At 52.7% G+C, this 1,158-nt stretch carries 1 protein-coding gene; it reads left to right on the top strand.

Going from position 1 to position 1,158, the window contains the following annotated elements:
• Positions 1–1,158: YcdB/YcdC domain-containing protein (locus EJQ19_RS31930; protein WP_338143343.1), on the top strand; the 1,158-nt coding region annotated here is incomplete at both ends.

Genomic DNA, 1,158 nt, shown 5'->3' with positions numbered 1-1,158 from the left:
CTGCTCGGAATGGCGCCGGCGGCGTTCGCAGACACGGTAATGGGAATGGGTTCGGCCACAGCGAGCACGGACATCATGGTCACTGCTGTGCCACCCGTGAAGGGCGGCGACACGAAGCAGCTCGAAGCCAAACTTACAAAGGAGCAGGCACTCGACAAAGTCAAAACGTACATTACCCTTCCTGACGGCTACGCCATCCAGAATGTGAGCTTAAACGCTTATTACGGCGGCAACGGAACCAGTATTCCGACCTGGAACATCAATTATGCCAAAAAGGTAAAAGACCGCAACTACGGCTATATCAGCGTTTCCATTAATGGCATGGACGGCTCGTTGACCTCCTACTCTTTTAACGATAATGATCCTGATCGCAAGATCAGCTATCCGCCTAAGGTGGACTATGCCGGCGCGAAGGACATCGCCGCTGCTTTCGTCGCCAAGGTTAATCCTGCCAAGCAGGGAGACTTGCTGTACAATGATGCAGACGAGCAGTCGTTCCGTACGCCGCTGGACGGCAACTACCAATACAACATTCGCTATGATCGCGCTGTGAACGGCGTGCCTTTTAACGGTAACGGCGTCAGCGTCAATGTGAACGGCGAAGGCCAAGTTGTCAATTACTATTACAACTGGGATGACAACCTCAACTTCGAAAAGGCGACGCCGATCGGCAAGGAAAAGGCGGCAGACCTGGTACGTGAGAAATCCAGTCTCTCGCTGCAATATCAAGTTCCGTATCGTGCACAGGATAAGAAAGTACCGATTATTTCCTATATACTGAATCCGACTACATTGAATGCGGCAACCGGTGAAGTGTGGACGCCGGCCCAAGGCCTGGAGGCAGGCGACGGGAAAACGCTGACGGACAAACCGCTCGGCTCGATACCGGCATCCAATCTGAATTTGACCAAAGAAGAAGCCATTAAGAAAGTGACGGACGCGTTCGGCGGGCTGAGCGACTATACGATGCAGGAAGCAAGCTTCAACGAATCGACGAATCCGGATACGGGCGAAGTAACATCCAATTGGAGCATTTCCTGGAACAAGCCGGTGGCGGATTCCACATCGATGAGCAAAATAGCGGGCGGCAACGCGTGGGCAAGCGTCAATAGCAAAACCGGGGAAATTATCTCTTTCAGCATGTATTCGCCGTACGAT

Source organism: Paenibacillus whitsoniae, assembly GCF_003955665.1.
Classification (GTDB): domain Bacteria; phylum Bacillota; class Bacilli; order Paenibacillales; family NBRC-103111; genus Paenibacillus_E; species Paenibacillus_E whitsoniae.
This window is presented reverse-complemented; position numbering and strand designations above follow the sequence as displayed.